General features: G+C 48.7%; 4 protein-coding genes. 2 read left to right on the top strand and 2 right to left on the bottom strand.

Annotation, left to right across the window (positions count from 1 at the left end):
• On the bottom strand, window positions 1–573 hold a 573-nt coding region (locus tag B3D59_RS05065; RefSeq protein ID WP_286818161.1), incomplete at its 3' end, for a transposase family protein.
• A 58-nt stretch (window positions 574–631) separates the two neighbouring features.
• On the opposite strand from B3D59_RS05065, the gene B3D59_RS05060 reads away from it, so the two are divergent.
• Window positions 632–943, top strand: a complete 312-nt coding sequence (locus B3D59_RS05060; RefSeq protein ID WP_349676867.1) for a Uma2 family endonuclease — start codon at window positions 632–634, stop codon at window positions 941–943.
• Window positions 944–1,410: 467 nt separating this feature from the next.
• Complete coding sequence (locus B3D59_RS05055) at window positions 1,411–3,546, top strand: Tex family protein (protein ID WP_286818160.1); 2,136 nt, start codon at window positions 1,411–1,413, stop codon at window positions 3,544–3,546.
• Window positions 3,547–3,597: 51 nt separating this feature from the next.
• Here B3D59_RS05055 and nhaD read toward each other — a convergent pair.
• Window positions 3,598–3,806 (bottom strand): sodium:proton antiporter NhaD (gene nhaD / locus B3D59_RS05050; protein WP_286818159.1); only part of this gene is annotated, 209 nt, incomplete at its 5' end.

Below are 3,806 nucleotides of genomic sequence, written 5' to 3'. Positions count from 1 at the left end.
GTTGAGATCGGCCAAGCCCCTAAGGTATACTGCTTTTCTGGAGACAACATTGGCAATGATGTTATTTTTTACCGTATGGCCCTTTTTTTTACCACTGTAATAGCGTTTCTGATTTTCCTGTTGCTTTGGACGTTGGATTTTTCTTTCGGTACCGTCGATTATGAAGGAAAGCTCAAGGCATTTTTTCAAAGCTCCCTCCAAGGTGGCTGGATCTCTTTCAGACAGGTATGATCCTTTACCCAGAGCCCTTTTCAAAATATCCGAAAGCCTGTGAATCCAATAATTCGACTGACTCAAACTCAGACCAAAACAGACGGCGATTACCTGTTGAAGAGGGTAGGTCTTCAGATAAAAGAGGATAAAAAACAACCGTTCTCCGACCGACTGGAGTTTCGGTTTACGTCCTCCTCCGGGCATCCGTTTTCGTTCTTTGTTCTTGTCATGGACTTCCATTACATAATCCTTTTCTGCTTTTTCAAAAACGGGCAGTAGAGAGTCGAATTCGGATTTTGTGAGACCCGTCATAGATATCATGGCAGAAGGATTTTTGATTGTAGTTTCATAAAAAATCATGAGGGAGGCTCCATTATAGAATTAAAAAACAATCAAACTGCCAGCATGTTTGCTGACAATGAAAGATAATTATTATTTCCGAAAATGTCTATTGACTAACCCCGTTGTCATCATGGATATTCTTTCAGATTCAACAGAGGCCTTTGATCGAGGGAAAAAATTTGCTTATTACCAAACAATCCCCACGCTTCAAGAATATATCCTTGTTTCCCAAAAAGAGTGTCGTGTTGAACAATATACACGCAGTGATGATGCCTGGCTATACCGTTCATACAAAGGTACAGACCGGATTCTAAAAATGGAGTCAGTTAATTGTGAATTGCCATTGTCTGAAATTTATTGGGATGTTGGGTTTGACTCAAGATATTAATGGGGTCAGGCTTAATATTTTGATATTTGAGCCAGCTTCTGCAATCGACTATATGATACTATGGCCATCGGATGTCGAGCCGGAGAATCGGGAAGGAATCCAGCCTGTATGTTAATTCTTGAATTGACCATGTGTATGAAATTTTATACATTTCGTCTATAAAACTACTAAAATTTGTCGGTAATAGTTTAAACGACCTGAAATCTTTTCCCAAGCCGGCACAGAAAGAGGCTGGATAAGCTCAACCATTACCGATAGTAACTGAGGAGGGCGTTTGTCACTCCAAGTTCGTGTTCAGACCCTCAAATGCGATTACCCCGCCTCCGATATCCTATCCATTGACTTTTTGCTCTGGTCCGCTGTAATAACAGCCATGGCCTGACCTGGACTATCAACACCCAGGCTCAACCCACAACAAAACATGATAGTCATTTAACAACTTACTGGAACTTTTAAATAAAAACTGCATGAATATCAAAATAACGATAAGCCGGGATACCGGCCTGAAAGAAAATCAGGTGGCAGCAGTTCTGGATCTACTGGACCAGGGGGCCACAGTGCCTTTTATAGCAAGATACAGAAAAGAGCGCACAGGCAGCCTGGATGAGGTGGCCATATCTGATATTCGGGACAGGGCAACGGCGTTGAAAGCGCTGGAAGCCAGAAAACAGGCAATTATCAAATCTTTGGAGGAACGGCAGCTTTATACCGAAGAGCTGGGGCGGCAGATTGAGAATGCAGACGCCATGACCCGGCTGGAGGATGTGTACGAAAAGTACCGGCCCAAAAAGCGGACCCGTGCCACAATTGCCCGGGAAAAGGGGCTGGAACCCCTCGCCATGATGATTCTGGAACCTAAAACCGGCATCAACCTTCAAAAAGAAGCAAGCAAATTTATCGGGCCTGATGTGGCAAACCCGGAAGAGGCATGGGCCGGTGCCAGGGATATCATTGCCGAAATCATTAACGAAGATGCGACAATCCGGTCAGAAATCAGGGATCTGTTTATCAAAACCGCCATGATCCACGCGACTGTTATCAAGGGCAAAGATGAAGACGGGGCCAAGTTCAAGGACTATTTTGACTGGGAGGAGCCGGCATTTAAAGCACCGTCCCACCGTATACTTGCGATGCTCAGGGGAGCCGGGGAAAAAATTCTGCGTGTTCATGTTCTGCCCGATGAAGAAAAAGCTTTGAATATCATCCATGGCATTTACCCGGGCAAAAGAAAGATTTGCCCCGGCAGCCGAGAGCAGATCCTTGCGGCCGCCGAAGACGCATACAAACGCCTGCTGTCCAAATCCATTGAAAATGAGGCCTTGCGGATGCTCAAACAAAAGGCCGATGAAAAGGCAGTCGCCGTTTTCTCGGACAATCTGCGACAGGTGCTCCTCTCCCCTCCCCTTGGCGGCAGACCCGTACTCGCGATTGATCCGGGGTTCCGCACCGGGTGCAAAATCGCCTGCCTGGATGCCACGGGAAAGCTGGTTCACCATGATGTGATCCATCCACACACCCCAAACGGAAAACAAACCGCTTCACAGCTTATCCCCGAACTTGTCAACCGGTACAAAATCCGGGCCATCGCCGTGGGCAACGGGACGGCAGGCAGGGAAACCGAAAGCTTCATCAGGGAGCTGACTCTGCACGAAGATGTGGATGTGATCATGGTGGATGAAAGCGGGGCGTCCATTTATTCCGCTTCCGAAACCGCCAGGGATGAGTTCCCGGACCACGACATCACGGTCAGGGGGGCTGTTTCAATCGGCAGACGGCTCATGGACCCCTTGGCAGAACTGGTCAAGGTGGAGCCCAAATCCATCGGGGTGGGACAGTATCAGCACGATGTGGACCAGAACATGCTCCAGACAGCCCTGGACGATGTGGTGGTGTCATGTGTCAACCAGGTGGGTGTGGAAGCCAACACAGCCTCAAAGCAGCTTTTATCCCGGGTATCCGGCCTGAATGCCGGAATCGCCGCCAACATGGTCAAATACAGGGACGAAAACGGCGCATTTACATCCAGAACCGATTTTCTCAAGGTGCCCCGCCTGGGCAAAAAAGCATTTGAACAGGCCGCAGGATTTTTAAGAATCCAAAACGGAAAAAATCCCCTGGACCGCAGCGGCATTCATCCCGAGTCCTACCCCGTTGTCAAACAGATGGCCAAGGACCTTGGCTGCCGTGTGGAAGATATGATGACAACAAAAGCCCCGGGACAAAGCATCGACCTTTCCCCCTATGTAACGGCGACCATAGGCATTCCTACGCTAAAGGACATCCTTGCCGAACTGGCAGCCCCGGGCCGGGACCCGAGACAGCGGCTCCAGGCATTCTCCTTCGACAAAAATATCCATGAAATCAAAGACCTGGTGCAGGACATGGTTGTCCCGGGCATTGTAACCAATGTCACGGCGTTCGGGGCTTTTGTGGATATCGGGGTGCACCAGGACGGCCTTGTTCATATCAGCCAGCTGGCTGACCGGTTTGTCAAAGATCCCAATGAGGTTGTCAAAGTACGGCAGCAGGTCAACGTTCGTGTTCTTGAGGTGGATATCCCCAGAAAAAGGATATCTCTTTCCATGAAGGGATTACATAGTTAACCCCATGGAGGAAAACGTCAAGCTCCGGAAGCAGTCCACGAAGGTCTTTGTTCACATCACGGCTTTGTTAAGGACAAGATGACACAGGATACTTAAAACATACCCCAGGGCGATGACAGGGGTCCATTTCAAATGCGCCTCAAAAGTATAGGTTCCTCTGGCTGTTCCCATAAGGGCCACGCCTGCCGCAGATCCAATGGCCAGCATACTGCCGCCGGTACCGGCTGTAAGAGTGACCAGCAGCCACTGACCGTGGGACA

Source organism: Desulfobacter sp. UBA2225 (assembly GCF_002348205.1).
In the GTDB taxonomy this organism is placed as follows: Bacteria; Desulfobacterota; Desulfobacteria; order Desulfobacterales; family Desulfobacteraceae; genus Desulfobacter; species Desulfobacter postgatei.
The sequence above is the reverse complement of the archived record's forward strand: the minus strand, read 5'-3'. Positions and strand labels throughout refer to the sequence as shown.

Bases quoted from the DNA above. Each gene is read 5' to 3' on its own strand.
- B3D59_RS05060 (WP_349676867.1), top strand. From the start codon at position 632: ATGAAAGATAATTATTATTTCCGAAAATGTCTATTGACTAACCCCGTT.
- B3D59_RS05055 (WP_286818160.1), top strand. From the start codon at position 1,411: ATGAATATCAAAATAACGATAAGCCGGGATACCGGCCTGAAAGAAAAT.